Genomic DNA, 24408 nt, shown 5'->3' with positions numbered 1-24408 from the left:
CCCGCCGCTGTGTACGCTCGCCCTGCAAATACGTATTGGCTTCGGTGGAGGAGCCACGATCGCTCAGAGAGGAGCGACCCATGACGAACGGATTCAGCACCCCGATCGATCGGCGCACGCTGTTCAAGTTCGGTGGGGCCGGGCTCGCCCTGGCCGGCATCGGATCGCTGGCCGCGTGCTCGACCGCAGGCAGCGGGAGCAGCAGCTCCGGCACGGTGAAGATGCTCTACTTCGGTGAGCAGAGCGCCGCCACTGCGCTGCAGAAGGCCATCGAGCCCAAGATCAAGCGGCTCGACAAGAAGGCGAGCCTGCAGGTCACTGCGATCAACGGCACGGACTGGAACGACTTCCTCGCCAAGGTCCTCACGCAGATCGCCTCGGGCGACGTCCCGGACATCGTCAGCGTCGCGACGGAGGGCCAGCAGCTGCTGGCGTCGAAGAACCTCCTGACCCCGCTCGACGACTACGTCACGAAGAACCTGTCGGACCTGCACACGTACTTCACCGGCGCGCACCCGGTGCTGCTCGAGTCGACGATGTACCAGGGGCACCTCTACACGTTGCCCGACAGCTTCAACGCGGGCAGCATGTTCTACTCGACCGACCTGTTCGACAAGGCCGGTGTGTCGCGTCCGACGAGCAAGTGGTCCATGGACGACTTCCACTCCTCGGCCGAGAGCCTCGCCAAGGTCGGCGGCGGCACCTACGCGTTCGACTGGGTGGTGCGTCTCTGGGGGAGCTGGACGTCGTTCCTCTACGCCAACGACGGGAACCTGCTCGACGAGGGCAAGTACTCCGGCGGCGACTGGCTGTGGAAGAGCAAGGCGTTCTCGGACAACCCGATCGGCGTCTCCGGGCGCGGGGGCGGCTGGAAGTGGGGTGACCCCACGGCGAACTCGGACGCGGCCGTCGAGGCACTGCAGTACGTGATCGACCTGCAGAAGTCCGGCGCTTCTCCGTCACCTGACGTCGGCGGCGGTGCCACCCTGCAGGGGCTGATGGCTTCCGGCCGGATCGGCATGACGATCGGCGGCGGGTTCTGGGCCGGCGGTCTCCACAACGCAGGGATGAAGGACGGCAGCTTCGACGTGGTCGAGTTCCCGACGTGGAAGAGCAACAGGTCGCTCTTCGGTGCCGGCGGCTACGGCATCTTCAACTCGTCGAAGCAGAAGGACCTGGCGTTCGAGGTCATCAAGCTCATGGTGCAGCCGGAGAGCTTCGACGCCCTCTGGCCCGGGAACGTCACCACCCCGGCGCAGAAGTCGCTGATGACGGCCGAACGGTACAAGACGACGGGACCGGAGCACTGGTCGGTGTTCTACGACCAGCTCGACAACTCGGTGCCGATCTCCGCACCGCCGTACTACAACGCGCTCGCGACGGCCCTGAACCAACGCACGACGCAGGCGATCTCGTCCGGCAACGCGAAGAAGGCACTCGACGGTCTGCAAGCAGACATCGAGAAGGCAGCGTCACAGGCCTCGTGATGACCGCAGCAACAGAGACACCCATCCGGCGGGCTGCCGAGGTCGCAGCCCGCCGACCGGCTGCCAAGCGTGCACGCCGACGCGAGTCCACGTTCGGGTTCCTGATGATCGGGCTCGCGGTGCTCTTCGTCGCCGTGTTCACCCTCATCCCCATCCTCGCCTCGCTCGGCCTGTCCTTCACGTCGTGGGACGTGATCAGCAGCCCGAAGTTCGTCGGCTTCGACAACTACGTACGGCTGTTCACCGACGGACCCGTGCTCGCGTCGTTCGGCGTGACCGTCATCCTCGCGCTGGCGATCGTCGTCCTGCAGATCTCCCTCGGCATGCTGCTCGCCGTCCTGGCGAACAACCGCAGACGCAACACCACCCGGGTGTTCTTCCGGACGTCGTTCTACCTGCCACTGCTGGCATCGACCGCCGCGGTGTCGATCTTCATGGGCTACATCTTCGACACCAAGTTCGGACTGATCAACTACTACCTGAACGAGATCGGGCTGCCCGGGGCGCACTGGCTCAACGACCCGTTCTGGGCGAAGGTCACGATCGTCCTCGTGGTGGTGTGGCAGCAGGTCGGCTTCACCTTCGTGTTGTTCGTCGCCGCGCTGATGTCGGTACCGGTGGACGTGCAGGAAGCCGCGGCGATCGACGGTGCGGGTCCGTGGCGCACGCTCTTCCGGATCAAGATCCCGCTGATCAGCCCGACGATCCTCTTCGCCACGGTGATCGCCATGATCAACGCGATGCAACTGTTCGACCAGCCGTTCATCATGACGAAGGGCGGGCCGGGGACCGCGACGACGACCGCGACCATCTCGCTGTACCAGGCCGGCTTCCAGAACCTGCAGTTCGGATTCGCATCCGCCATCGCCATCCTCTTGCTGGTCATCATCGGCATCATCACCGGGATCCAGTTCCTCGCCGCACGAAAGCTGGTGTTCTACCAATGACGACCACCGACACCCTCAACCCGCTGCACGCCCCGGAGACCGCCGCGCAGCCGGAGGCCACCCACATCGTCCGCCGTCGGAAGCCGGTGGCCACCGTCGGCAGCGTCGTCGGGCTGGTCATCCTGGTCATCGCCGCGGTGTTCGCGCTCGGCCCGCTGCTCTGGACGGTCACCACGTCCCTCCGCACACCGGCGGAGTCGTTCCAGAACCCGCCCCAGTGGCTGCCGCTCTCATGGGACTTCGGCAACTACGCGGCGGTGTTCAACCAGATCCCGATCGGCCAGTTCTTCGTCAACAGCGTCCTGGTGACGCTGCTCATCGTCGTCGGCCAGACGATCACGTGCACCCTGTCCGGGTACGCGTTCGCGATGATCAGCTTCCCCGGGAAGAACACGATCTTCGGGGTCTTCCTCGCCACGATGATGGTGCCGATCCAGACGATCATCATCCCCGTGTTCGTCATCCTGAAGGACATGGGGCTGACCGGCTCCATCGCGTCGCTGATCGTCCCGGCACTCGGGAGTGCGTTCGGGACGTTCCTGATGCGGCAGTACTTCATGCAGATGCCGAAGGAACTCGGCGAAGCGGCGCGGATCGACGGCGCCACGCAGTTCGGGGTGTTCTGGCACGTGTACTCCCGGATGGCGAGCCCGGCGATCGCGACGCTCGCGATCCTGAACTTCTCGGGGTTCTGGGCCGAGTACTACCGGCCGCTGATCTTCCTCAACCAGCAGGACTCCTTCACCCTGCCGCTGGGGTTGGTCGGTCTGCAGGGCAACCTGGGTACCGGGTCGATCTCCGTCGTGCTCGCCGGCGTGGTGCTGACCATGATCCCGAGTGTGATCCTGTTCATCGTCGCGCAGCGGTACTTCATCGAAGGCGTCACCGCGGGGTCCTCCCGATGACCGACGTCCGACTCGACCCCAGAGCCCACCAGGGAGCAGCACCGATCGTGACCACCGCTGACCACCACCTCCCGCAGTTCCACGTGCGGCTTCCGCGCGGCTACGTCAACGACCCGAACGGACCGATCGACATCGGTGGGCAGGCGCACCTGTACTTCCAGTCCCGGCCGCTGGTCGACCTCGACATCCCGGTCGAGTGGGGGCACGCCACCAGCGAGGACCTGGTCCACTGGACCCTGCAGCGACCGGCGATCGTCCCCGTCCCCGGCGGCGCCGACTCGGGAGGCGCGTGGTCCGGCAACACGGTGACGCACGACGGCACGATCCGCGCCTACTACTCGGGCAAGGTCGACCACAGTCCGTTCCAGTCGGTGCTCATGGCGGTCTCCACCGACGGTGGCGCCACGTTCGGGCCACCGGTACAGGTCCTGGCGGACCCGTCCACCGACGAGGCGATCACGATGTTCCGCGATCCGTTCGTCTGGCGGGACGGTGCCGGGTGGTCGATGGCGGTCGGCGCCGCCGCGGCCGACCAGACGGCCTCCGTTCGCCACTACCGATCCACGGACGGCATCACTTGGGCCTCCGTCGGTGACCTGGTCGCGATGGCGCGGGACACCGTCGACGGCGTCGACACGGGTGAGGGGTGGGAGTGTCCCCAGATCCTCGAGGTGGACGGCGTCGAGTTCGCCGTCGTCGGGTCCTGGTCCCATGCGGACGGCCCTGGCGACGTGATCGCGATCCCGTTGACGGGTGCGCCGCGGCCGTCCAGGGTCGATGACGGGCAGCACTTCTACGCGGCATCCGTGATGCGGACCAGCTCGTGGGGTCCGGTCCTGTTCGGGTGGATCACCGAGGGCCGCACCGACCAGTGGGCGGCACAGGCGGGCTGGTCGGGCGCGATCTCGCTCCCGCGGCATGCGTGGCTCGCGGACGGTCGGCTGGCGACCGAACCCCACCCGGCGGTCACGGCGCTCCGGACCGGCTCGGCGCATCCAGCGCACGGTGCGACGATCGGCGCGCAGGCCGAGGTCGTGCTGCCCGTGCCCGTCACCGGGTGCATCCGTGTGCGGTTCTCCGAGACCGAGCACCTCGACATCCGCATCGACGTCGATGCGGACACCCTCACGGTCGACCGGGCGTCCGCCAGCACCGACCACCGCGCTGACCCGACCCCCGCGGTCGTCCGTGCTCCGTTCGACCGGTCGGCGGACCGGCCCGCGGTCCGGCTGCTCCTGGACGGATCCGTGGTCGAGCTGTTCACCAGTGCCGGCCGCTCCGTCACCACACGCGTCTACCCCACACAGCCTCCGCCCTGGCGCGTCGAAGCGCCCGAGCAGACGGTGGTCTGGAGCCTCGACGAGACCGTCTCGACCCCGGCTGCGACCGCCGGGGCGATCCCTGCCGAGGCAACCCCGCACTGACGGTTCCACCGGCCCCACGCCGAGACGAGAAGCGCATTCCGGCCCAGGACGACGCCGCGCGGTTATCCTTGGGCCCGAGGCAGCGGTCCTGCGGGACGAACCACCCGCAGGCTGTCCGACGAGGATTGGAATGCTGACCTGAACTGGATCACTGCGAACTTCAGTCTCATCTGGAGTCTGACAGTCACGCACACGGCACTCGCCGCGGTGCCCATCGTCCTCGGCTTCGTCGTGGCGGTGCCGTTGGGGTGGGTGGCGAACCGGTTCCAGCTGGTCCGGTCCGTCATCGTCGGCGGCGGCAGTCTGCTCTACACGATCCCGTCACTGCCGCTGTTCGTGATCCTCCCGTACCTGCTCGGCACCCGCATCACGGACCCCGTGAACGTCGTGGTCGGGCTCTCCGTCTACGCGGTCGCCCTCATGGTGAAACTGGCATCCGACGCGTTCGCCGCCGTTCCCGCTGACACCATCGACTCGGCGACCTCGGTCGGCTACTCGGCGTGGCAGCGGTTCTGGTCGGTCGAGCTCCCCCTGGCGGGTCCCGTGCTCCTCGCCGGAATGCGCGTGGTCTCCGCCAGCACCGTCGCCCTGGTCTCGGTGGGTGCCCTGGTCGGCTCGGCGAACATCGGCTTCCTGTTCACGGACGGACGCCAGCGACAGTTCCTCGAGGAGATCCTCGTCGGGGTGGCGGCGAGCCTCGTGATCGCCCTGGTCTTCGACACCCTCCTGGTGCTGCTCGGTCGCGTCCTGATGCCGTGGTCGCGTCGGCCCTCGCGGCGGTCGCCGCGGCTCCGAGCGACGCTGGCGACGATCGAACCGGGGGCCTGACCGTGCAGTTCTTCTTCAGCGCCGTGGCGTGGCTCTTCGACCCCGCCAACTACCAGGCCGGACTCCAGACGCCGCTCCCGATCCAGGACCGGCTCGTCGAGCACCTGCTGTACACGTTCATCTCGGTGGCCATCGCCGCAGTGATCGCGCTCCCGCTGGGCCTGTACATCGGCCACACCGGACGCGGCCGCGGCTTCGTGATCGGCTTCAGCGGATCCATGCGCGCGCTGCCGACGCTGGGTCTGCTCGGCACGCTCTTCGTCATCATCGGCTACACCGTGCCGTTCACCCAGACGGCGTTCATCGCGTCGATCATCGCGTTCGTCGTGCTGGCGATCCCCTCGATCCTCGCCGGGGCGTACGCGGGGGTGGAGTCCGTGGACCCGGTGACGGTGGACGCCGCCCGTTCGGTCGGGATGACCGAACTGCAGATCCTGCTCAAGGTCGAGGTCCCGCTGTCGCTGCCGCTGATCATCGGCGGCATCCGCGCCTCGGTCCTGCAGGTCATCGCGACGGTCGTGATCGCGTCGTACGTCTCGCTCGGCGGGCTGGGCGCGATCATCTCGACCGGCATCAGCCTGAACGAGAACAACCTGATCCTGGGCGGTGCGCTGCTCGTGACGGCGCTCGCGCTCGTGATCGACGGCCTCTTCGCGCTCGTCCAGTTCCTCACCCGACGCGGCCTGCACGGTCAGATCCGCCGCCGTCGCACACGCTTCCGTGCGCTGCCATCCCGGCGCCGCGCGGTGACGGCATCCACCGTCGACGAAAGGGCACACTGATGTTCACAGCAGGCACCAGAACACGCATCCTCGCGGGGGCGGTGGCGATCGGGGCGATCGTGGCGCTCTCCGGGTGCTCCTCCGCGGACCCCACCGGAGCGACCTCCGACGGCAACTCCGGCTCGGGGAAGACGCCGATCGTCGTCGGGTCGTTCAACTTCCCGGAGAGCGAGATCCTCGGCAACATGTACGCGCTCGCGCTCAAGGACGCCGGGTTCGATGTGACGACCAAGTTCAACCTCGGCCCCCGCCAGACCACGATCCCCGCGCTCAAGGACGGGTCGATCAACCTGATGCCGGAGTACAACGGCAACCTGCTCTTCTTCTACGACACCAAGGCCGCCGCGAAGACGACCTCGGACGTCGACGCCGCGCTGAAGACCGAGGTCCCGAAGGACTTCCAGGTGCTCGAGCCGTCGCCCGCCCAGGACAAGGACGCCTACGTCGTCACCCAGGCGCTGGCGAAGGAGAAGGGCCTGACGTCGATCTCCGACCTGTCGAAGATCGAGCCGTTCACGCTCGGCGCGAACCCGCAGTTCGGGACGCTGCCCTACGGCATCCCCGGGCTCAAGTCGACGTACGGCGTCGACAAGGTGACGTTCAAGTCGATCGAGGACTACGGCGGGCCCGACACCGTGAAGGCGCTCGTCGACGACACGGTGCAGGTGGCCGACATCTACACGACGTCGCCCGACCTGAAGACGGAGAAGCTGCAGGTGCTGAAGGACCCCGAGAACCTGATCGCGGCGCAGAACGTCCTGCCGTTCCTGAACAAGAAGATCTACAGCGCCAAGCTGGCGTCGGTGTTGAACAAGATCTCGGCGAAGCTGACGACCGATGACCTCATCGAACTGCGCAACCGTGTCGAGGGCAGCGAGAAGGCCCAGGCCACGACCGCAGCGAAGGACTGGCTGACCAAGGAAGGGCTGCTGAAGTAGCACCGAGGGACGGCGCCCCGTCTCGGCGGGGCTCCGTCGTGCAGGTCGCCGCTGGCATCCTGGTCCCGTGCACATCACCCTCGACCCCACGACCGCGACCGACGTCGTCACCGGCATCCGCTTCCCCGAGGGGAACCGCTGGCATGACGGGCGGCTCTGGTACGCGGACATGCACACGGGCGAGGTCTTCTCGATCGACCCCGCCACGATCGACGCGCCCCGCCTCGAGGCCAGCGTCGACGGCCAGTCGTCGGGCCTCGGCTGGCTCGGGGACGGCCGCCTGGTCGTCAGCGCGATGGAGTCCCGCACGATCGTGGCGGTCGAGCTGGACGGGTCGCAGGGCGTGTTCGCCGACCTGTCGGGCATCGAGTCGTCGCTCGTCAACGACCTGGTCGTCGACGACGTGACCGGTCGCACCTACATCGGCGCCTTCGGCTACGACCTGTACGGCGGCGAGGAGCTCCGGCCCGGCCCGCTGTACGTCGTCGAGCCCGACGGCGCCGTCCGACTCGCAGCGGACGGCCTGGTCTTCCCGAACAGCGCGAACGTGCTGCCGGGGACGCGCACGCTGGTCGTGAGCGAGACCTGGGGTGGTCGCCTGACCGCGTTCGACATCCAGGCCGACGGATCTCTGACCGGCCGCCGCGAGTGGGCTGTGCTGCCGCAGGGTGTGACGCCCGACGGCAGCACCGTCGACGCCGAGGGCGCCGTCTGGGTGTGCTCCGTCGACACGGGCGAATTCCTCCGGGTCGTCGAGGGCGGCGAGGTCACCGACCGCATCGACGCACCGGGACGCTGCGCCGTCGACTGCGCCCTCGGCGGCCCCGACGGGCGGACCCTCTACCTGGCGACCGCCGACAGCTACGACCCGGCGACGACGGCGCGGACGCGCGCCGGGCGGATCTCGGCAGTGCGGGTGACGGTCCCCGGTCCGTGACCAGATGACGGACTGGAGGCCCGTGGCGGCGCCGCCACGAGCCTCCTGTCCGTCAGGTCGGTCGCGTAGCCTGGATCGATCATGCGCGAGCAAGCGACGTCGTCAGCCATCGCGTTCTTCGATGTGGACAACACCCTCGTGCACGGCGCGAGCGCCTTCCACCTCGTGCGTGGGCTGCGTGCCGCCGGTCTGCTGTCCGTGCGGGACATCGTCGACGCGATGTGGAAGCAGGCGCGGTTCAAGGCCCGCGGGGAGAACGACCGGCACCTGGCGTCAGCGCGGGCCCGAGGGCTCGCGGTGCTGACGGGCGTGCCGGTCGCCGACATGGACCGCCTGGCCGCCGACGTCTACGCCCGCCACACCGAGGCGGCCGTGTGGCCGGCGATGGCGCGCCTCGCCCAGGACCACCTGGCGCACGGGCGCGAGGTGTGGCTCGTGACCGCGTCGCCGGCGTTCCTGGCCGACGTCATCGCTCGACGGCTCGGCCTGACCGGCGCGCTCGCCAGCGGGCTCGAGGTGCACGACGGCCGCTACACCGGCCGCCAGGACGGCGAGTTCCTGCACGGGGAGCACAAGGCCGCCGCTGCGCGGCGACTCCTGGACCGGACGGGTTCCGACCCCGAGGCGTGCTGGGCGTACTCGGACTCGCGGCACGACATCCCACTGCTCTCGCTCGTCGGCCACCCGGTCGTGGTGAACCCGGACCGGCAGCTCGCCGCCCATGCCCGGGCTGCGGGATGGCCGGTGCTCGACCCGCGACGGGCCGGGCGCCCTGCATGAAGACGCGCTCCGTCCGTCGCGGCCACGGGACTCGTCACAATGGTGACGACGACGTCACAATAGTGACGACTCGACCGTCAGCCCGGCCCGTCACTCGTGGCCGCCAGCAGCGGCACCACGACGTCCGACACCGGCGTGGGGACCCCGTACCGGCGGCCCAGCCGTTGCACCACGCCGTTCCGGACGTCCCACTCCAGCGGCAGACCAGCCCGGCGATCGGTGAGGATCGACGTGCCCTGGTCCGCCGGAGCACCGCGGAACCCGTCGAGCACGGCATCGACCACGTCGTCGTCGAGCACCGCCCCGTCGGCACGCGCCACGGCCAGGCACTCGGCGGCGTAGGAGCGGGCGACCCCGACGACGTCGGACCGGGCGAACACCCCTGCGGTGCGCCCGGTCAGGACCATGAGCCCGGCGACCGCGTTCTGCACGAGCTTGCGCCATGCGACGCTGTGGAAGTCGAGGGCCGACTCGGCCGTGCACCACGAGCCCGCCACGGCCGCGACGACCCGGTCACCCGCGGGCGTCGCGGGCACGGTCAGCCGGGCCGCGCCGCGGAGCAGGACGACGCCGTCGGACTGACGGACCGCGGGGAACCACACGACCGCCGGCACCACGGTGGCGGTCGGCGCGAGCGGTGCGACCGCGGACACCTGTTCGACGCCGTTCTGCAGCACGCACACCACGGTGTCCGGGCCGCACAGCGCGGACAGCCAGGGCGCCGCCTCGGCGACCTGGGTTGCCTTGACCGCCAGGAACACCACGTCCGCCGGCCCCTCGACGCGCGCCGCGTCGGTCAGGACCGGACCGGGCACGACGACCAGGTCGGAACCGGTGCGCAGTCGCAGGTCCTCGCGAGCGGACCGGCCGGCGACGACGGGAGTGCGGCCGGCCTGGTGCAGTGCGGCGGCGACGGTGGTGCCGATCGCCCCCGGGCCGACGACCGCGACGGACGTCATCGGGTCACGCCGAGGACGACCCGGAGCAGCGCCTCGCCGCCGCGCTCGAGCGGTCCGTCGTTCTCGATCTCGACGTCGACGTGCTGGTCGGGCGCCGGGTCGGGGCGGTCCATGCGGGCGGTGACGGCGTCGCCGACCTCGCGGCCGCGGGCCCGGAGCCGCTCGGCGCGGACGACGTCGGACAGCGTCACCCGGACGACGAGGAGCCGTTCGTAGCGGTCCGCGAGTGCACGGAGCACGCCGCGGGAGACGTTCACGACGACCGTCCGGCCCGCGAGGACCTCCCGGTCGACCACCGCGGGGATGCCGTACCCGAGCCCGTGCGCGCGCCAGTGCACGGCGAACGCCCCGGAGCCGGTCGCGGCCTCGAACGACTCCTCGTCGACGGGGTCGTGTTCCTCGCCCGGTCCGGACGGGCGGGTGACGGTGCGCCGCGGGTAGCGGACGGTGTCCGGGGTGCGCTCGCGGACGTAGGCGATGAGCGCGTCCTTGCCGACACCGCTCGCCCCGACGACGGCGACGAACGCGCCGGGGCCGATCGGTGTCGTGACGACCGGGTCCGCGCCGGCCGTGGTCACGACACGCGCTCCCCGCTGCGCCAGACACCGCGGACGACGGGCATGTGCCGGCCGTTCGGGCGGCGCTCGTCGGCGGGCAGCTCGTGCGTCGCCACGCGCACCAGGTCGGCGCGCTTGCCGATCGCGATCTCGCCGCGGTCGTCGAGCCCGACCGCCCGGGCGGGGTTCGTGCTGATCAACCGCGCACCCTCGGCCAGGGTGATCGCCCCGTCCGCGGCCAGCTGGAACACGGCGTGCAGCGGGCTCGACGGCACGTAGTCGGAGGACAGCACGTCGAGCAGACCGAGGTCGAGCAGCTCCGCCGCCGCCACGTTGCCGGACTGGCTGCCGCCGCGGACGATGTTCGGTGCGCCCATCACCACGTGCAGCCCCTGGTCGACCGCGGCCCTCGCGGCGACGACCGTCGTCGGGAACTCCGAGATGTGCACACCGAGCGCGACCGACTCCGCCACGTGCTCGGGCGTCGCGTCGTCGTGGGCGGCGAGGGTGATGCCGCGCTCGGTGGCGAGCCCGGCGATGGCCCGTCGGTTGCGGTCGGCGTGCAGGGCCGACTGCTCGTGGAGCAGCTGCACGTACTGCTCGAAGTCCGCCTCGCTCACCCGGCGCTTGGCCAGGTAGTAGCGCTTGAAGTCCTCGACGTCGGCGTACTGCCGCTGCCCGGGCGTGTGGTCCATGAGCGAAGCCAACCGCACGTAGGGGTCGTCGTCGAACTCGTGGAAGGCGTCGAGGCAGTCCGCGGACGACACCTCGCAGCGCAGGTGCACCGCGTGGTCGGCGCGCAGCAGTCCGGCGCCCATCGCGGACTCGACGGCCCCGGCCAGCCGGTGCGCGGCCGCCGCTGCGCCGTCGCGCCCGTCGGGCTCGGACCCGATGCGGACCGCGTCGAACACGGTGGTCGCGCCAGCCGCGGAGAGCTGGGCGTCATGCGAGAGCACGGCCGGCAGCGGGTCCCACGAGACGCCGGGGCGGGGGCTGAAGTGGTACTCGAGGTGGTCGGTGTGCAGCTCGACGACACCCGGCATCAGGTGGTCGCCGCGCAGGTCCTCGCCGGCGGTCACCGCGGGTCCGGTGGTGACGTCGGCGATCAGGCCGTCCCGGACGAGCACGGTGCCGAGCACGGTCTCGTCGCCGAGCACGACACGGGTGTTGGTGAAGACGGTCTCGCGGGTCATCGGGGTCCTTCGCTGACGGGCAGTTCGGCGGTGCGGGAGGTGAGGGTGGGGTGGAGCCGGTGCGTGGTGTGCAGCTCGAACGGCGCGCCGGGCTCGGGTTCGACGAACAGCCCGATCGCGTCGAGCGGCACGTCCTGTCCGAGCACCTCGTCGAACCAGGTGCGCAGCATCCGCTCGACCTCGGGCTGCTGCCCGGGTGGGATCCGGTCGGTCAGGGTGCAGTGGAACCGGAACTCGTCGAGCACCCACGGGTAGCCGTAGGTCGCCAACAGCTCGCGCTGCCGCTCGGTCAGGCCGGCCGGGTCGCGGCGGTCGCGCTCGGCGTCGGACATCGGCGCCCGGAACCGGTCGAAGCGCACGATCACGTCGTTCGCCAGGGCCTCCAGGTGCGGGGCGGGGGTGCCGGGGACCAGCGCGAAGAACCCGTCGATCCGGGCGAGCGTCAGCTGCGGGATCACCACGAGCCGACGGCGTGCGGCGAAGCGGGCCACGGCGCCGTCGAGCTCGTCGAGCGTGGTGCCACGAGCGAGCCGGAACGGCGCCTTGAGCGTGCCGTGGAAACCGTAGCGGCGTGCGTCGACGGTGATCGCGTCGATCGACGACCGGCGGTGTCCGAGCGGCGCCGCGGCCTCGACCGGCTGCCCGGAGGCGCTCCGGCCGAGCCACTGCTCCGCCAGGGTCCGGAGCCGGCTCGCGACCGGGTGCACCGACGGCGTCCCGGGGGCGGCGTAGAGCGCTGCCCTCACGACGCCACCGGGACCGGGGTCCGGAGCGCCGCGGGCGAGGACGCCGCGACGTCGACGATGCGGTCGGCGACGGCTTCGCGCACCTCGGTGTCGTGGAAGATGCCGAGCATCGCGGTGCCGTTCGCCCGCTTCTCGGCGATCAGGTCCACCACCACGTCACGGTTCCGGACGTCCAGCGAGGCCGTCGGCTCGTCGAGCAGCAGCAGCGGCAGGTCCGCGACGAACCCGCGCGCGATGTTCACCCGCTGCTGCTCGCCGCCGGAGAACGTGGCGGGCGGGAGTGACCAGAGGCGTTCCGGGATGTGCACCCGGGTGAGCAGCGCTGCGGCCCGGTCCCGGGCCTCCTGGCGGGCGACGCCGCGCTCCAGCAGCGGTTCCGCGACCACCTGGAGTGCGGGCACGCGCGGGACGCAGCGCAGGAACTGGCTGACGTAGCCCATCGTGTGCCGACGGGCGGCGAGGACCTGCCGCGGGTCGGCGGTGGCGAGGTCGAGCGGTGGGTCACCGCCGAGCAGGACGCTCCCGCGGTCGACGGCGTAGTTGCCGTAGACCATCTTCAGGACGGAGCTCTTGCCGGCGCCGGAGGCGCCGCCCAGGACGACGCACTCGCCCGGGTGCACGCGGAAGTCGAGTCCGCGCAGCACCTCGATGCGCTGGCCGCCCTGCAGGTGCATGGTGAAGGTCTTCTCGACCCGGGAGACGGTGAGGATCGGTTCGGTCATGGTCGGTTCACCCCTGGAGGATCGAGGAGACGAGGAGCTGCGTGTACGCGGCCTGGGGGTCGTCGAGCACGCGGTCGGTCAGACCGGACTCGATCACGCGGCCGCCCTGCATGACGAGGGTCCGGTGCGAGATCAGCCGGGCGACGGCGAGGTCGTGCGTGACGATCACGACGGCCAGCCCGAGTTCGGCGACGAGGGAGCGGATGAGGTCGAGCAGGCGGGCCTGCACCGACACGTCCAGACCGCTCGTCGGCTCGTCCATGAAGACCAGCCTGGGGGACACCACCAGGTTGCGGGCGATCTGCAGGCGCTGGCGCATGCCGCCGGAGAACGTGGTCGGGGCGTCGTCGATGCGGTCGACGGGGATCTCGACCCGTTCGAGCCACTCCGCTGCGGCCGCACGGATCCGGCCGTAGTGCCGCCATCCCGTCGCCATGAGCGGTTCGCCGACGTTGCCGCCGGCGCTGACGTGCATGCGGAGCCCGTCGGCGGCGTCCTGGTGCACGAAGCCCCACTCGGAGCGCCAGAGCCGACGGAGCGCGCTCTCGCTCAGGTCGGCGAGCTCGACGGTGGAGCCGTCGGCCGTGGCGTAGCGGACGCTGCCCTCGGTCAGCGCCAGCCGTCGGGACAGGGTGCCGAGCAGCGTCGACTTGCCGGAGCCGGACTCGCCGACGACGGCCAGGACCTCGCCGGGCCAGAGCTGGAAGTCGACGTCGCGGCAGCCGTAGCGGTCGCCGTAGCGGTGCCCGGCACCGCGGACGTCGAGCAGGGGACTGTCGGTCATGCGGAGACCTCCTCGGTCGTCGTGGTCGCACCAGCACCAGCACCAGCACCCGCCGCGGCGACGGTCCGCTCGCAGTGGTCGGTGTCGGAGCAGGCGAAGAGCACGCCCCCGGCGTCGTCGGTGATGATCTCGTCGAGGTACACGCCGGTCGAGCCGCAGATCGCGCACGGCTGCTCGAACCGCTGCGGCTCGAAGGGGTGGTCCTCGAAGCCCAGGCTCACCACGTCGGTGAACGGCGGCACGGCGTAGATGCGCTTCTCGCGGCCGGCGCCGTACAGGTGCAGCGCGGGGCTCTGGTGCAGCTTCGGGTTGTCGAAGCTCGGGGTGGGCGACGGATCCATCAGGTACCGGCCGTTGACGAGCACCGGGTAGGCGTACGTCGTGGCGATGTGCCCGTACCGCGCGATGTCCTCGTACAGCTTCACGTACACCAGCCCGTACTCCTCGAGCGCGTGCATGCGCCGCGTCTCGGTCTCGCGGGGTTCCAGGAAGCGCAGCGGCTCGGGGATGGGCACCTGGTACACCATCACCTGACCGTCCTGCAGCGGCGTCTCCGGGATCCGGTGCCGGGTCTGGATCACCGTGGCCCGGTCGGTGCGGGTCGTCGTCTCGGCTCCGGTGACCTTCGCGAAGAACTGCCGGATCGACACCGCGTTGGTGGTGTCGTCGGCGCCCTGGTCGATCACCTTGAGCACGTCGTCCTCGCCGAGCACGGACGCGGTCACCTGCACGCCGCCGGTGCCCCAGCCGCGGGGCATCGGGACCTCGCGCGAGGCGAACGGCACCTGGTAGCCGGGGATCGCGACGGCCTTCAGCAGCGCTCGCCGGATCATCCGCTTCGTCTGTTCGTCGAGGTACCCGACGTTGTAGACCAGCTCGCCGCTCATGCGCCGACCTCCTGCAGCTCGACGGCGGCAGCAGCCGAGCCGGTCGCACCCGAGTCCGCATGCGCCGCGGCCGCGGCCGCTTCCGTCGTCCGCGTCGCGTGCTCCTGCCGCAGCCGCCGCACCAGGCCGAGCTCGGCCTGGAAGTCGACGTAGTGCGGCAGCTTCAGGTGCTCGACGAACCCGGTCGCCTGCACGTTGTCACTGTGGCTCACCACGAACTCCTCGTCCTGCGCCGGTGCGACCCGACGCTCGCCGAACTCGTCCGCGCGGAGCGCCCGGTCGAGCAGCGACACCGACATCGCCTTGCGCTCACTGCGGCCGAACGTCAGGCCGTAGCCGCGCGTGAACTGCGCCGGCGCGTCCGCGCTGCCCGTGAACTGGTTGATCATCTGGCACTCGGTCACCTCGATGCGCCCGAGCGGCACCGCGAAGCCGAGGTCCGGTGCGTTGAACTCGACCTCGACCTCGCCGACGCGGACCTCGCCCGCGAAGGGGTGGGTCCGGCCGAAGCCGCGCTGCGTCGAGTAGCCGAGCGACAGCAGGAAGCCCTCGTCGCCGCGGGTCAGCGCCTGCTGCCGCTCGGCACGGCTCATCGGGAACATCGTCGGGTCGCGGGTCAGGTCGGCGGGCTCCGGGTCGGTCGACCCCGGGCGCCGCTCGGGTTCGATAAGCGACGCGTCGCCGAGCAGGTCGTTGACGCGGGGCATCGGCCCGGACGGCTCGCTCGCCGCCTCGGTCTGCTCAGGACCGTCGGCCGCGGCATCGGCGAACAACCGGTGCGTGTAGTCGAACGTCACACCGAGCTGCTGGCCGCCGGGCAGGTCCTTGAAGGTCGCCGAGATGCGCCGCTGCGGCGGGAGCGCCGCGGTGTCGACGGGCAACGTGTACCCGAGCCGGGGGAGCGTCGTGCGGTACGACCGCACCAGCGTCACGGCCTCGAGCACGTCGCCCTGCGCCTGCAGCACGGCGCGGGCGGCGAGCTCCGGGTCGTAGAGCGAGCCCTCGTTCATGACCCGGGCGACCAGGACGGACAGCTGTCCGGCGATCGCGTCGGCGGTGATGCGCGGGGTCGCGGGGTCACCACGGCCCTCCTGGGCGAGCAGGGCGTGCGCGTTGGCGATCGCCTTCTCGCCGCCCTTGACTGCGACGTACATCAGGCGTCCTCTCGGGGGTCGGTCGTGTGCAGGCGCGTGGTGCGGGGGAGCGCCGACACGTGGTCGTCGCCGACCAGCAGCAGGTCGACGCCGCGCGGGAAGCGGACGCCGTTCTCCCGCCACTCCGCCAGGAACGTCGCGTCCACCCACGGTGCGTCGACGACGACGCTGCCGTCGATCCCGGGCCCGCTGGCGGTCAGCCGCGCGTCGCCGTCCGCACCGCGGACGTCGAGCACGAGCGTGGCGGAGCGGTGCGGGTCGTCGTCGGTCCCCTGGGCCAGGTCGGCCAGGACCGGACGGGAGGCCCGGCTCACCACGACGAAGTCAGCGTCGGCGGGGAGCGTGGCCCGGACCGCGCCGGTGTGGAACGCGAGCCAGGCGGTGACCTCCGGGTCGTCGCCGGCGGCGCCGGCGAGCCAGACGGAGCACTCCTCGTCGAACAGCGTCAGCGCGATCGCGGCGAGTCCCGGGCCGAGTGCGGCGGGCGGTGTGGCCGGACCGGTCAGCGGGTACCGGCGACCGGGGTGGGCGAGGGCGTCGAGGGCCGCGCGGAAGACGTGCTGCGCGTCGCGCGTCGGGTCGGCGAAGCCGGGGGCGGGGATCAGCGGTGTGGTGCTCATGCGTGCTCCCGCGAGACCGTGAAGAAGTCGACGAGGGTGCTGCGGGCGTCGACCCGGCGCTGCTCGTCCCGCTCGGCCTGTGCGCGCTCGAGCGGTGCGACGACCTCGGTCAGCACCCGGTCGCGCAGTCCGGCGTCGGCGAGCAGCCCGTCGAACACCGCCGCGAGCCGTGCGTGTTCGACGTCGGTGCCGAGCAGGTACGAGGTCCCGACGACGTCCTCGGCCAGGGGGTCCCCGGTCAGGCGGACGGTCGCGCGGCTGACGGTCGCCTCGCCGAGGTTGAAGCGGTCGCCGCCGGCGTCGATGCGTGCGCGGACCATCACGAGACCGGTCTCCGGTCCGCGGATCGCCTGCACGGTCGGCTTCGGGTCGATCCGCTGCCATGCGGTGTCCAGGTCGGCCACGGGTGCGAGCGCGAGGGTCCGCATCCACCGCTGCCGTTCCGCGACCTCGACCGGAGGTGCTCCGGACGCTGTGCTCATGACGAACTCCGTTCAAGTTGTCTGTGTTTCTGGATAACTTGACGCTACCGCTGTCGGGCGTGCGGCACGACCCCCGCAGGCGTCGGGCAGCACGACGGTCGGTGAACATCGGGGGAACGAGGCCGTTCACCGACGCCGGTAGAGTGCGGTCGCATGACGGTGCAGCGCAGGTCGGCGAGCGGGTACTCGGCCTGGCGACTCATCGCCGACGAGCTCCGCCGCGAGATCGCGGACGGGTCGCTGGCACCCGCCGCCAAGCTGCCGACCGAGGGCGTGCTGGCCGAACGGTTCGGCGTGCACCGGAACACCGTGCGCCAGGCGGTCGCCGCGCTCGCCGCCGAGGACCTGGTGCGGTCCCGACGGGGGAGCGGGACGTTCGTCGTCGAGCACTCGGTGATCATGCACCGCATCGGGCTGCGCACCCGGTTGAGCGACAGCGTCGGCCGACGGGGAGCGGTGGCGCCCGGACGGCTGCTGTCGTCGCGCGTCGAACCCGCGCCGCCGGCGGACGTCGACGCACAGCTCCGACTCGACGGACGCCCCGCGCTGCTGATGGAGACCACCCGCACCGTCGACGACGTCACGATCTCGTCGGGCACGCACTGGTTCGATGCCGAGCGGGTCGCCGGCCTCGACGAGCACTTCGCCCGGACGGGGTCGATGACGCTCGCGCTGCGCGCCGTCGGGATCGAGGACTACGTCCGCGCGTCGACGACAGTCGCCGCGCGCATCGCGACGGGCGGCGAGGCCGCGGACATGGCGTTGCCGGCCGGCTCGGTGGTGCTCGTCGTGCACGCCCTCGACGCGCTGCCGGACGGCACGCCGCTGCAGGCGGGGACCACCCGCTTCCGGGCCGACCGGGTCGAGCTCGACGTGGAGCACCCGGCGATGTCCGGTGGGACGCCCTAGGGCCGGCCCCGTCGTCCAGGCGCGGTCCGTGTCGGAGCCGCACCGGGCCTCCCGGTCGTGCCGGACGCGCGACTACGCGCCGTACCGCTCCAGGAACGCCTCGACCGACAGCGTCCGGAAGTCGTCGAGCCGCGCGCGCAGCGTGGCGTCGTCCCAGTCCCACCAGGCCAGCCGCTGCAGCCGTTCGGCGACCTCGGGCGGCTGTCGGAACCGGATCACGCGGGCCGGCACACCGGCGACGATCGCGTACGGCGGCACGTCGCGGGTGACGACCGCGCCCGCGGCGACGACCGCACCGTCGCCGATCGTGACCTCGGGCTTGATCTGCGCACCGTGTCCGATCCAGGTGTCGTGCCCGATCCGGGTGCGGCGTGCGCGTCGCTCGGCGAAGAACGCCTCGTCGTCGGGGGCGTCGTCCCAGTACCGGCTGCTGCGGTACATGAAGTGGTGGAGCGTTGCCCGGTCGAGCGGGTGGTCCGTCGCGCCGATGCGCACGGCACTGGCGATGTTCGAGAACCTGCCGACCGACGTGTTCGCGAGGTCGCACAGGCGGTCGCAGTAGCTGTAGTCGTCGAGCTCGCTGTCGAGCAGTCGGCAGTCCGCTCCGACCTCGACCCAGCGCCCGAGGGTGCTGCCGGTCATCACGGTGCCGGCGCCGACCAGCGGCTCCACGCCGAGACGGCCGGTCACCGGTACACCCGGCGCATCCAGGCCGCGAGCCCCTCGACGGCGAGCACGGCGACGAGCACCATCAGGACCAGGGTCGTCACCTGCCCGTGCAGGGTGAGCACCGTCGACGCGTTCGTCAGGTAGAAGCCGACGCCACCACCGCCCACGATCCCGAGCAGGGTCGCCGCGCGGATGTTCGTGTCGACGAGGTACAGCGAGTTGCCGACGAGCGAGGGCATCCCCTGCGGGAGCGTGGCGGCGAGGTAGCGCTGGCCCCGGGTGGCTCCGGCGGCCGTCAGGGCGCGCTCGGGTCCGGATGGGACCTCCTCGAACGAGTCGGCGATGAGCTTGCCGAGCAGCCCGATCCCGCCGAACGCCAGGGCGACGACCCCGGCCTGGTTGCCGAGGCCGGTGACCATGATGAGGAAGATCGCGAGGACCAGCTCCGGGACGCCGCGGAACACGACCAGCACCACACGGAACACCGTGCGGACCGGACCGTTCGGTGCGACGTTGCGCGCGGCGAGCGACCCGACGACGAGCGACAGGACGAGCGAGAGCAGCGCGGCGGCGAAGGCGACCTGCACCGTCACCAGCAGCGCGCCGGCGAACTCGCCGAAGGAGTGGGTGCCGAGGCTCAACGGCCAGAAGCTCCGCAGGGTCGGCATCACCTGGTTCCAGGCGATGTCGTCGAAGTCGACGCCGGCCATCCACCAGCTGGCGACCAGGAGCGCGACCGCACCGAGCGACCACGCGGTGTTCCGCACACGTCGGGGAGTCCACGGTCGCCGGGACATCGAGGCCACGGTGACCGCGGTGCCGTCGCGGCGGACCGGTGCGGGTCGGTTCCTGGTCGCACGGCGGACGATGCGGTCACCGAGACCCCGGCCGGACGGTTCGACGCCGAGCAGGTTCCGGCGGATCGTCGACGAGACGACCTCGAGCACGACGCACAGGACGAAGATGACGATCGCGATGCCGAGGCCTCGTCCGTACCCGGTGGGGAACTGCGCGAAGGAGATCTTCATCGCGTACCCGAGGCCGCCGACGCCGGCGTAGCCCAGGATCGCCGAGCCCCGCAGGTTGATGTCGAAGCGGTGCAGCGTGGTCGCGATCCACGACGGGAGGACCTGGGGGAAGACCCCGGCCCAGAACTCCTGCGCGCGCGATCCTCCCGCGGCGCGGATCGCCAGCCGGGGCCCGTCGTCGATCTGCTCGACCGCGTCGGCGAACAGCTTCGAGATCATGCCGATCGAGTGGATGCCCAGCGCCAGGATGCCCGGCAGCGGGCTCCCCAGCGCGAAGGTCAGCGAGAACGCCAGGGCGATGACGACGTCCGGGACGGCGCGGGTCACGGCGCCGATCGCCCGGCCGAGCCAGCGCATCCAGCTGACGGGCGTCGTGTTGGCGGCCGCGACCCAGGCCACCGGCACCGAGATGACCGCGGCGACGACCGTGCCCAGGATGACGATGCCGAGGGTCAGGCCGATCAGGTAGACCAGGTCACCGGGTGACGGGAAGCTGATCGGGTCCATCTGCGCGGTGCCGGCGACGAACACGACGTCGACGGAGTCCTCGCGCGACTGGAGGACGCCCTTGCCGCGCAGGAGGCCGAGCTGCGGCGCAAGCGGGCCGCGGTGGAGCGCATGCGGACCCTCGGCAGCCGGTTGGGACTGCTCGACGACATCGTCTCCCGCCGCCTGCAGGCTGCGCCGGAGGGCCTGTTGCGCCAGGACGATCTGGACACCCTGCTGGTGACCGAGCGGGTCTTCGGTCCGCTCGGTGCCGTCGCCCAGGCCGGCCGCTTCCTCGCGCTGGCCCTCCACCCCGAGCTGCGCGCCGAGTCCGATCGCATCGACCTGGCCGAGGGGGCGCTCGATGACACGGTCGCCGTGGACGACCCCCGGGTGGCGCGGGTCGCCGCCGAGCGGCACGCCTTCGAGACCGCGCTGATGCGCGTCATCGAGGAGTCCGGTCAGCTCGAGGAAGACGACGCGATCTTCGACGCCTGGGACGAGCTGCATCCGCCCGGGGACGCTGACGCGGTGTCCGAGCCGGACGCAGCGGACGGCGCCCGCGTCAGGAGCGCCTCGGAGGTCATCAGGAGCATGCCCTACGACTTCTCCCCGGCGCAGCTGCGCTGCATGGAGCTCGCGGTGCAGCTCGGGGCGGCGACGTCGACGCCCTGAACGAGTTGAGGTGGGCACCTGACGGGCAGGAGGCTCGGTGTCGCCCCGCACCGTGCCTCCTGTCCGAACCGCTCCGGGGCGAGCAACGGTTCCCCTGGACGACGAGAGTTGCCCACCTGGGACAGTCGTCATGTTCCAGACCGTCCGACCTCGCCGGCGCCGGTCCACCGTCGAACGCTGGACCCCGTAGCGGCGACCGGTCACGTAGGGCGAGACCGGACCGCCGCGGCCATCGCTGATCCGGTCAGCCCTGGAGAACCGCGTCCATCTTCTCGACGAGCCGCTCGAGCGCCGTGATGAGTCTCCGGGTACCCGCCAGCGTGACGCGCGCGGACGAGTACTGGTAGTTCGTCTTCTCGTCGACCAGGCGTTTGAGGTTCACGCCCGGTGTGGTGTCGGGCGAGGTCGCGCGGTCGAGGAGCCGCTTCGCCTCGCGGTGGTCTTCCCCGTTGTGGTGCTCGCCGAGCACCGCCCCGCAGATCGCATCGGACGCCGCGATCCCGCCGAGCACGGCGTTCGAACCCGCGGTCTTCCAGTCTGCCTGGACGTCGGACTCGACGAGCAGCCGAGCCGTCTCCAGGAACGACCGCGCGTCGTCGCGACGCACCCGGACGTCCTGCGCGCTCATCGCTCTGGTTCGTGCGGCAATCAGATGAGGCCGCGCAGGTCGGTGCCCACGATCGTGCGCGCGTCACGACGCCAGGACTCGATGAGCGGGTCAGCCTCGGCGACCATCCTCGACAGCTCTGCCCGCGAGACGTCGAACACCTGGCAGTCGTTGCCCGTCCAGCGCTCGACGTGGCCACCGAGTTCGACGGACAGGTGCTCGTCCGGCTCGCCGGGGTAGACGACGACCAGGTCCACGTCGGATTCCTCCGTCGCGTCTCCTCGTGCGACGGAACCGAACACCGCGACAGTGACGACGTCGATGCCGGACTGCTCGACGAAGTCCCGGATCCGCTGGTCGAGCAGCTGCGGGGCGTCGAGTGCCAGACGCAGGGCCGGCCACAGCACGTGGTCCTGGTTCACGTGGTAGCTCGAACTGTGCACGCCACGGTCGACGGTGACGAGACCAGCGTGTTCGAGTTTGTCCAGAGCGCGTTTGATCCCGGTGTTGCCGAGGTCGGCGACGCGAGCCACCTGGCGACCGGTCATGCCGGAGTTCGTGCGGGCAAGCACGCGGAGCGCTGCTGCCTGCGACGCTCCGACGAGCGATGTCAGCGGTGACGCCAGTTGCACGGGAGCCTCCATCCACGATGTTGTCCACGGATCCGGGTCAAGTGTACACAGAAGCAGGTCAACTGACCCGGTCACCGGGCCAACCGACTCCGACCGCAAGCGGGGAGGCGACTCCGCGTAGGGTGCCGACCATGGTCGACGACGCCACCACGCTGCCCCATGACGCCGTCCTGCTGGCCGGGGGACGGTCCTCCCGGCTCGGCGGCGTCGACAAGACCGCGCTCCTCGCGGACGGCGCCACCCTGCTCGACCACGCGCTCGCCGCGGCCTCGGGAGCGGCGCAGGTCGTGCTGGTCGGCGCGCGTCCCGACGCGGACCGGGACGCTCGGGAGGCCCGGCTCGGCCCGGACACGATCGTCCGGACCCGCGAGGACCCGCCCTTCGCCGGCCCGGTCGCCGCCCTGGCCGCCGGGCTCGCCGCCGTGCCCACGGGCTCGGTGTGGACGCTGGTGCTGGCGTGCGACCTGGTCCACCCCGAGCGGGCCACCGCCCTGCTACTCGACGGCGCCGGCGCGACCGCGCCGCGCGACGGGTGCATCGCGGTCGACGAGGACGGCCGACGCCAACCGCTGCTCGCGCTCTACCGCACGGAGGCGCTCGGCGATGCCCTCGACCGGCTGCGCGAAGCGTCGGGCGGCCTGGAGGACCTGTCGATGCGACGACTCCTGGCCGCGCTCGACCTGGTCGAGGTCCCGCTGCCGTCGGTGCTCTGCGCGGACATCGACAGCGCCGAGGACGTCGCCCGGCTGCTTGACTGAACCCATGACCACCGACGACGTCCTCACGGCGTGGACGACCGAGCTCGCCGAGGCGCTCGGACTGCCCGACGACTTCCACCTCGACATCGACGTCGTCCTCGACCTGGCCCGTGACGCGGCGCACGGGGTGGCCCGGCCCGCCGCACCCCTGACCACGTTCCTGGTCGGCTACGCGGCCGGACTGCGCGGGGGAGCGCCGGCGGACATCGCCGACACCGCGCGCCTGGCGACCGAGCGGGCGCTCGCACGCGGCACGGACGGCGACGCCGCCCGGTGACGTCGGACCTGTCCTGGACGGCGGCGCGCGACGAGGCCCACCGCCAGGGTGCGCTGTGCGCCGGGGCACCCGTCGCGGTCGACCTGGCGGCGGCGCTCGGCCGCACGCTCGCGGCCGACGTGCGCGCGCCGGGTGCCGTCCCGGGACACGACGGTGCCGCCATGGACGGCTGGGCCGTCGCGGGCGACCCGCCGTGGAGGCTCGGCACGGCGATCGTCGCCGGCGCGGCCCCGTCGACGCAGACCCTCGAGTCCGGTCAGGCCCGCCCCGTCACGACCGGTGCCCCGGTCCCACCGGGCACGACGAGCGTGGTGCGGTCCGAGGACGCCCACGTGGACGACGCCGGACGGCTCGTCCGGCACGCCGCGGCGGCTCGGCGGCACATCCGGCCCGCGGGCGAGGAGGTCGCGCTGGGCGACCTGCTGTTCCGCGCCGGCACCGTGCTGACCCCACCCCGGGCGGCGCTCGCGGCGGCTTCCGGCGTCGACCACGTGTCCGTCGCCGTCGCCCCGACCGTCCGGGTCGCGGTGCTCGGCGACGAGATCGTCGGTACCGGCGTCCCGCGCCCGGGACAGGTCCGCGACGTCTTCACCCACACCCTGCCGGGGATCCTCCGCGCGTTCGGCGCCGACCCGGTCGAGTCCTTGCGCGTCACCGACGACCGCGACGCCACCACGACGGCGCTCGCCGACAGCACCGCACGGCTCGTCGTCACCACGGGCGGGACCGCCGGCTCGTCGACCGACCACGTCCGCGGTGCCCTCGAGGCGATCGGCGCCCACCTGCTGCTCGACCGGGTCCAGGTGCGCCCGGGTCGCCCGATGCTGCTGGCGCGCCGCGAGGACACCCTGTACCTGTGCCTGCCCGGCAACCCGATGGCCGCGATGGTCGGCATGGTCCTGCTCGGTGCGCCGCTGGTGGCGGGGATGCTCGGTCGACCGGCCGCGAGCACGTCGACGGTCCGTCTGGCGGTCGACGTGCCCAACGACCGACCGGGTTCCCTGGTGCTGGCGTACGTCCGTGACGACCACCCGGACGGCGTCGCGCGGGCGGTCCCGGCGAGCCGGCAGACCTCCGCGATGCTCCGGGGCTTGGCGGACGCGGACGGGCTGATGGTCGTCCCGACCGGCGGCGGGACGGCCGGGGACGTCGTGCCCACGCTGCCGCTGCCCTGGTCGTGATGCGCGTCGGCTGACCGTGGCCCTTGGTCCGCGCCCACCGGGGTGGTAGACCCG

The 24408-nt window shown here is 71.5% G+C and carries 28 protein-coding genes; 14 read left to right on the top strand and 14 right to left on the bottom strand.

What is annotated here, in order from left to right; genetic code table 11:
* Nucleotides 1-80 precede the first annotated feature (80 nt).
* From ASG04_RS09210 to ASG04_RS09170, 9 genes are all read left to right on the top strand, one after another.
* Entirely contained in the window at nucleotides 81-1487 is a 1407-nt protein-coding gene (locus tag ASG04_RS09210; protein WP_056122814.1) for an ABC transporter substrate-binding protein, read from the top strand.
* Nucleotides 1487-2434: a carbohydrate ABC transporter permease gene (locus ASG04_RS09205; RefSeq protein WP_056122812.1), complete on the top strand. Its 948-nt coding sequence runs from the start codon at nucleotides 1487-1489 to the stop codon at nucleotides 2432-2434. Before ASG04_RS09210 ends, ASG04_RS09205 begins: the two co-directional genes overlap by 1 nt.
* A complete protein-coding gene (locus tag ASG04_RS09200; RefSeq protein WP_082517920.1) occupies nucleotides 2431-3339 on the top strand; it encodes a carbohydrate ABC transporter permease in 909 nt (302 codons plus the stop codon). Before ASG04_RS09205 ends, ASG04_RS09200 begins: the two co-directional genes overlap by 4 nt.
* Nucleotides 3336-4763, top strand: a complete 1428-nt coding sequence (locus ASG04_RS09195) for a glycoside hydrolase family 32 protein (protein WP_056122809.1) — start codon at nucleotides 3336-3338, stop codon at nucleotides 4761-4763. The genes ASG04_RS09200 and ASG04_RS09195 overlap by 4 nt, the downstream gene beginning before the upstream one ends.
* A 207-nt stretch (nucleotides 4764-4970) precedes the next feature.
* Nucleotides 4971-5591 (top strand): ABC transporter permease, encoded by a 621-nt coding sequence (locus ASG04_RS09190; RefSeq protein ID WP_321164485.1) that lies wholly within the window; start codon nucleotides 4971-4973, stop codon nucleotides 5589-5591.
* A 2-nt stretch (nucleotides 5592-5593) separates the two neighbouring features.
* Nucleotides 5594-6373: an ABC transporter permease gene (locus tag ASG04_RS09185; RefSeq protein ID WP_082518029.1), complete on the top strand. Its 780-nt coding sequence runs from the start codon at nucleotides 5594-5596 to the stop codon at nucleotides 6371-6373.
* Complete coding sequence (locus ASG04_RS09180; protein ID WP_056122804.1) at nucleotides 6373-7311, top strand: ABC transporter substrate-binding protein; 939 nt, start codon at nucleotides 6373-6375, stop codon at nucleotides 7309-7311. Before ASG04_RS09185 ends, ASG04_RS09180 begins: the two co-directional genes overlap by 1 nt.
* 67 nt (nucleotides 7312-7378) lie before the next feature.
* Nucleotides 7379-8248, top strand: a complete 870-nt coding sequence (locus tag ASG04_RS09175) for an SMP-30/gluconolactonase/LRE family protein (RefSeq protein ID WP_056122801.1) — start codon at nucleotides 7379-7381, stop codon at nucleotides 8246-8248.
* 81 nt (nucleotides 8249-8329) lie between these two features.
* Nucleotides 8330-9028 (top strand): HAD family hydrolase, encoded by a 699-nt coding sequence (locus ASG04_RS09170; RefSeq protein WP_056122798.1) that lies wholly within the window; start codon nucleotides 8330-8332, stop codon nucleotides 9026-9028.
* 77 nt (nucleotides 9029-9105) lie between these two features.
* Here ASG04_RS09170 and ASG04_RS09165 read toward each other — a convergent pair whose 3' ends face one another.
* From ASG04_RS09165 to phnG, 10 genes are read right to left on the bottom strand one after another with little or no spacing between them, the layout of a single operon-like run.
* On the bottom strand, nucleotides 9106-9987 hold the full coding sequence (locus tag ASG04_RS09165; protein WP_056122796.1) for an oxidoreductase: 882 nt from the start codon (nucleotides 9985-9987) through the stop codon (nucleotides 9106-9108).
* Nucleotides 9984-10565 (bottom strand): phosphonate metabolism protein/1,5-bisphosphokinase (PRPP-forming) PhnN, encoded by a 582-nt coding sequence (phnN, locus tag ASG04_RS09160; protein WP_056122794.1) that lies wholly within the window; start codon nucleotides 10563-10565, stop codon nucleotides 9984-9986. The genes ASG04_RS09165 and phnN overlap by 4 nt, the downstream gene beginning before the upstream one ends.
* Nucleotides 10562-11737, bottom strand: coding sequence for an alpha-D-ribose 1-methylphosphonate 5-triphosphate diphosphatase (locus tag ASG04_RS09155; protein WP_056122791.1), 1176 nt, complete (start codon nucleotides 11735-11737; stop codon nucleotides 10562-10564). The genes phnN and ASG04_RS09155 overlap by 4 nt, the downstream gene beginning before the upstream one ends.
* Nucleotides 11734-12483 carry a DUF1045 domain-containing protein gene (locus ASG04_RS09150; RefSeq protein ID WP_056122788.1) on the bottom strand — a complete coding sequence of 250 codons (750 nt, stop codon included), beginning with the start codon at nucleotides 12481-12483 and terminating at the stop codon, nucleotides 11734-11736. The genes ASG04_RS09155 and ASG04_RS09150 overlap by 4 nt, the downstream gene beginning before the upstream one ends.
* Entirely contained in the window at nucleotides 12480-13205 is a 726-nt protein-coding gene (gene phnL, locus ASG04_RS09145; RefSeq protein ID WP_056122786.1) for a phosphonate C-P lyase system protein PhnL, read from the bottom strand. Before phnL ends, ASG04_RS09150 begins: the two co-directional genes overlap by 4 nt.
* A gap of 7 nt (nucleotides 13206-13212) precedes the next feature.
* Nucleotides 13213-13989: a phosphonate C-P lyase system protein PhnK gene (gene phnK / locus ASG04_RS09140; protein WP_056122783.1), complete on the bottom strand. Its 777-nt coding sequence runs from the start codon at nucleotides 13987-13989 to the stop codon at nucleotides 13213-13215.
* Complete coding sequence (locus ASG04_RS09135) at nucleotides 13986-14876, bottom strand: alpha-D-ribose 1-methylphosphonate 5-phosphate C-P-lyase PhnJ (RefSeq protein ID WP_056122781.1); 891 nt, start codon at nucleotides 14874-14876, stop codon at nucleotides 13986-13988. The genes phnK and ASG04_RS09135 overlap by 4 nt, the downstream gene beginning before the upstream one ends.
* Nucleotides 14873-16030: a carbon-phosphorus lyase complex subunit PhnI gene (locus tag ASG04_RS09130; RefSeq protein WP_056122778.1), complete on the bottom strand. Its 1158-nt coding sequence runs from the start codon at nucleotides 16028-16030 to the stop codon at nucleotides 14873-14875. Before ASG04_RS09130 ends, ASG04_RS09135 begins: the two co-directional genes overlap by 4 nt.
* Nucleotides 16030-16650 carry a phosphonate C-P lyase system protein PhnH gene (phnH, locus tag ASG04_RS09125; protein WP_056122774.1) on the bottom strand — a complete coding sequence of 207 codons (621 nt, stop codon included), beginning with the start codon at nucleotides 16648-16650 and terminating at the stop codon, nucleotides 16030-16032. The genes ASG04_RS09130 and phnH overlap by 1 nt, the downstream gene beginning before the upstream one ends.
* Complete coding sequence (gene phnG / locus ASG04_RS09120; protein ID WP_056122771.1) at nucleotides 16647-17132, bottom strand: phosphonate C-P lyase system protein PhnG; 486 nt, start codon at nucleotides 17130-17132, stop codon at nucleotides 16647-16649. Before phnG ends, phnH begins: the two co-directional genes overlap by 4 nt.
* A gap of 153 nt (nucleotides 17133-17285) precedes the next feature.
* Between phnG and phnF the strand changes: the two genes are divergently transcribed.
* On the top strand, nucleotides 17286-18041 hold the full coding sequence (phnF, locus tag ASG04_RS09115) for a phosphonate metabolism transcriptional regulator PhnF (protein ID WP_056122769.1): 756 nt from the start codon (nucleotides 17286-17288) through the stop codon (nucleotides 18039-18041).
* A gap of 72 nt (nucleotides 18042-18113) precedes the next feature.
* Here phnF and ASG04_RS09110 read toward each other — a convergent pair whose 3' ends face one another.
* On the bottom strand, nucleotides 18114-18731 hold the full coding sequence (locus ASG04_RS09110; protein ID WP_082517919.1) for a DapH/DapD/GlmU-related protein: 618 nt from the start codon (nucleotides 18729-18731) through the stop codon (nucleotides 18114-18116).
* On the bottom strand, nucleotides 18728-20269 hold the full coding sequence (locus ASG04_RS09105; protein ID WP_235515496.1) for a PhnE/PtxC family ABC transporter permease: 1542 nt from the start codon (nucleotides 20267-20269) through the stop codon (nucleotides 18728-18730). Before ASG04_RS09105 ends, ASG04_RS09110 begins: the two co-directional genes overlap by 4 nt.
* 78 nt (nucleotides 20270-20347) lie before the next feature.
* Between ASG04_RS09105 and ASG04_RS17380 the strand changes: the two genes are divergently transcribed.
* Entirely contained in the window at nucleotides 20348-20899 is a 552-nt protein-coding gene (locus ASG04_RS17380) for a hypothetical protein (protein WP_156463591.1), read from the top strand.
* Between the two features lie 244 nt (nucleotides 20900-21143).
* Here ASG04_RS17380 and ASG04_RS09095 read toward each other — a convergent pair whose 3' ends face one another.
* Both ASG04_RS09095 and ASG04_RS09090 read right to left on the bottom strand, forming a co-directional pair.
* Nucleotides 21144-21527 carry a hypothetical protein gene (locus ASG04_RS09095; protein ID WP_056122766.1) on the bottom strand — a complete coding sequence of 128 codons (384 nt, stop codon included), beginning with the start codon at nucleotides 21525-21527 and terminating at the stop codon, nucleotides 21144-21146.
* Nucleotides 21528-21547: 20 nt separating this feature from the next.
* Entirely contained in the window at nucleotides 21548-22138 is a 591-nt protein-coding gene (locus ASG04_RS09090; protein WP_162241707.1) for a nucleotidyltransferase domain-containing protein, read from the bottom strand.
* Between the two features lie 131 nt (nucleotides 22139-22269).
* On the opposite strand from ASG04_RS09090, the gene ASG04_RS09085 reads away from it, so the two are divergent.
* Genes ASG04_RS09085 through ASG04_RS09075 form a run of 3 tightly spaced genes read left to right on the top strand, consistent with a single transcriptional unit; the run spans nucleotide 22270 to nucleotide 24354 of the window.
* A complete protein-coding gene (locus ASG04_RS09085; protein ID WP_082518027.1) occupies nucleotides 22270-22896 on the top strand; it encodes a molybdenum cofactor guanylyltransferase in 627 nt (208 codons plus the stop codon).
* 4 nt (nucleotides 22897-22900) lie between these two features.
* A complete protein-coding gene (locus ASG04_RS09080) occupies nucleotides 22901-23173 on the top strand; it encodes a DUF6457 domain-containing protein (RefSeq protein ID WP_056122756.1) in 273 nt (90 codons plus the stop codon).
* On the top strand, nucleotides 23170-24354 hold the full coding sequence (locus ASG04_RS09075; protein ID WP_056122753.1) for a molybdopterin molybdotransferase MoeA: 1185 nt from the start codon (nucleotides 23170-23172) through the stop codon (nucleotides 24352-24354). Before ASG04_RS09080 ends, ASG04_RS09075 begins: the two co-directional genes overlap by 4 nt.
* Nucleotides 24355-24408: the final 54 nt, after the last annotated feature.

It is taken from the genome of Curtobacterium sp. Leaf183, assembly GCF_001424385.1.
GTDB lineage: Bacteria > Actinomycetota > Actinomycetes > Actinomycetales > Microbacteriaceae > Curtobacterium.
Note: the sequence above shows the minus strand (reverse complement) of the source record. Positions and strands in the feature narration are given on the sequence as shown.

Excerpts from the sequence above, each read along its gene's own strand:
- ASG04_RS09210 (WP_056122814.1), top strand. The coding sequence starts at position 81 with ATGACGAACGGATTCAGCACCCCGATCGATCGGCGCACGCTGTTCAAG.
- ASG04_RS09205 (WP_056122812.1), top strand. The coding sequence starts at position 1,487 with ATGACCGCAGCAACAGAGACACCCATCCGGCGGGCTGCCGAGGTCGCA.
- ASG04_RS09200 (WP_082517920.1), top strand. The coding sequence starts at position 2,431 with ATGACGACCACCGACACCCTCAACCCGCTGCACGCCCCGGAGACCGCC.
- ASG04_RS09195 (WP_056122809.1), top strand. The coding sequence starts at position 3,336 with ATGACCGACGTCCGACTCGACCCCAGAGCCCACCAGGGAGCAGCACCG.
- ASG04_RS09180 (WP_056122804.1), top strand. The coding sequence starts at position 6,373 with ATGTTCACAGCAGGCACCAGAACACGCATCCTCGCGGGGGCGGTGGCG.
- ASG04_RS09170 (WP_056122798.1), top strand. The coding sequence starts at position 8,330 with ATGCGCGAGCAAGCGACGTCGTCAGCCATCGCGTTCTTCGATGTGGAC.
- ASG04_RS09165 (WP_056122796.1), bottom strand. The coding sequence starts at position 9,987 with ATGACGTCCGTCGCGGTCGTCGGCCCGGGGGCGATCGGCACCACCGTC.
- ASG04_RS09155 (WP_056122791.1), bottom strand. The coding sequence starts at position 11,737 with ATGACCCGCGAGACCGTCTTCACCAACACCCGTGTCGTGCTCGGCGAC.
- phnL (WP_056122786.1), bottom strand. The coding sequence starts at position 13,205 with ATGACCGAACCGATCCTCACCGTCTCCCGGGTCGAGAAGACCTTCACC.
- phnK (WP_056122783.1), bottom strand. The coding sequence starts at position 13,989 with ATGACCGACAGTCCCCTGCTCGACGTCCGCGGTGCCGGGCACCGCTAC.
- ASG04_RS09135 (WP_056122781.1), bottom strand. The coding sequence starts at position 14,876 with ATGAGCGGCGAGCTGGTCTACAACGTCGGGTACCTCGACGAACAGACG.
- ASG04_RS09130 (WP_056122778.1), bottom strand. The coding sequence starts at position 16,030 with ATGTACGTCGCAGTCAAGGGCGGCGAGAAGGCGATCGCCAACGCGCAC.
- phnH (WP_056122774.1), bottom strand. The coding sequence starts at position 16,650 with ATGAGCACCACACCGCTGATCCCCGCCCCCGGCTTCGCCGACCCGACG.
- phnG (WP_056122771.1), bottom strand. The coding sequence starts at position 17,132 with ATGAGCACAGCGTCCGGAGCACCTCCGGTCGAGGTCGCGGAACGGCAG.
- phnF (WP_056122769.1), top strand. The coding sequence starts at position 17,286 with ATGACGGTGCAGCGCAGGTCGGCGAGCGGGTACTCGGCCTGGCGACTC.
- ASG04_RS09095 (WP_056122766.1), bottom strand. The coding sequence starts at position 21,527 with ATGAGCGCGCAGGACGTCCGGGTGCGTCGCGACGACGCGCGGTCGTTC.
- ASG04_RS09085 (WP_082518027.1), top strand. The coding sequence starts at position 22,270 with ATGGTCGACGACGCCACCACGCTGCCCCATGACGCCGTCCTGCTGGCC.
- ASG04_RS09080 (WP_056122756.1), top strand. The coding sequence starts at position 22,901 with ATGACCACCGACGACGTCCTCACGGCGTGGACGACCGAGCTCGCCGAG.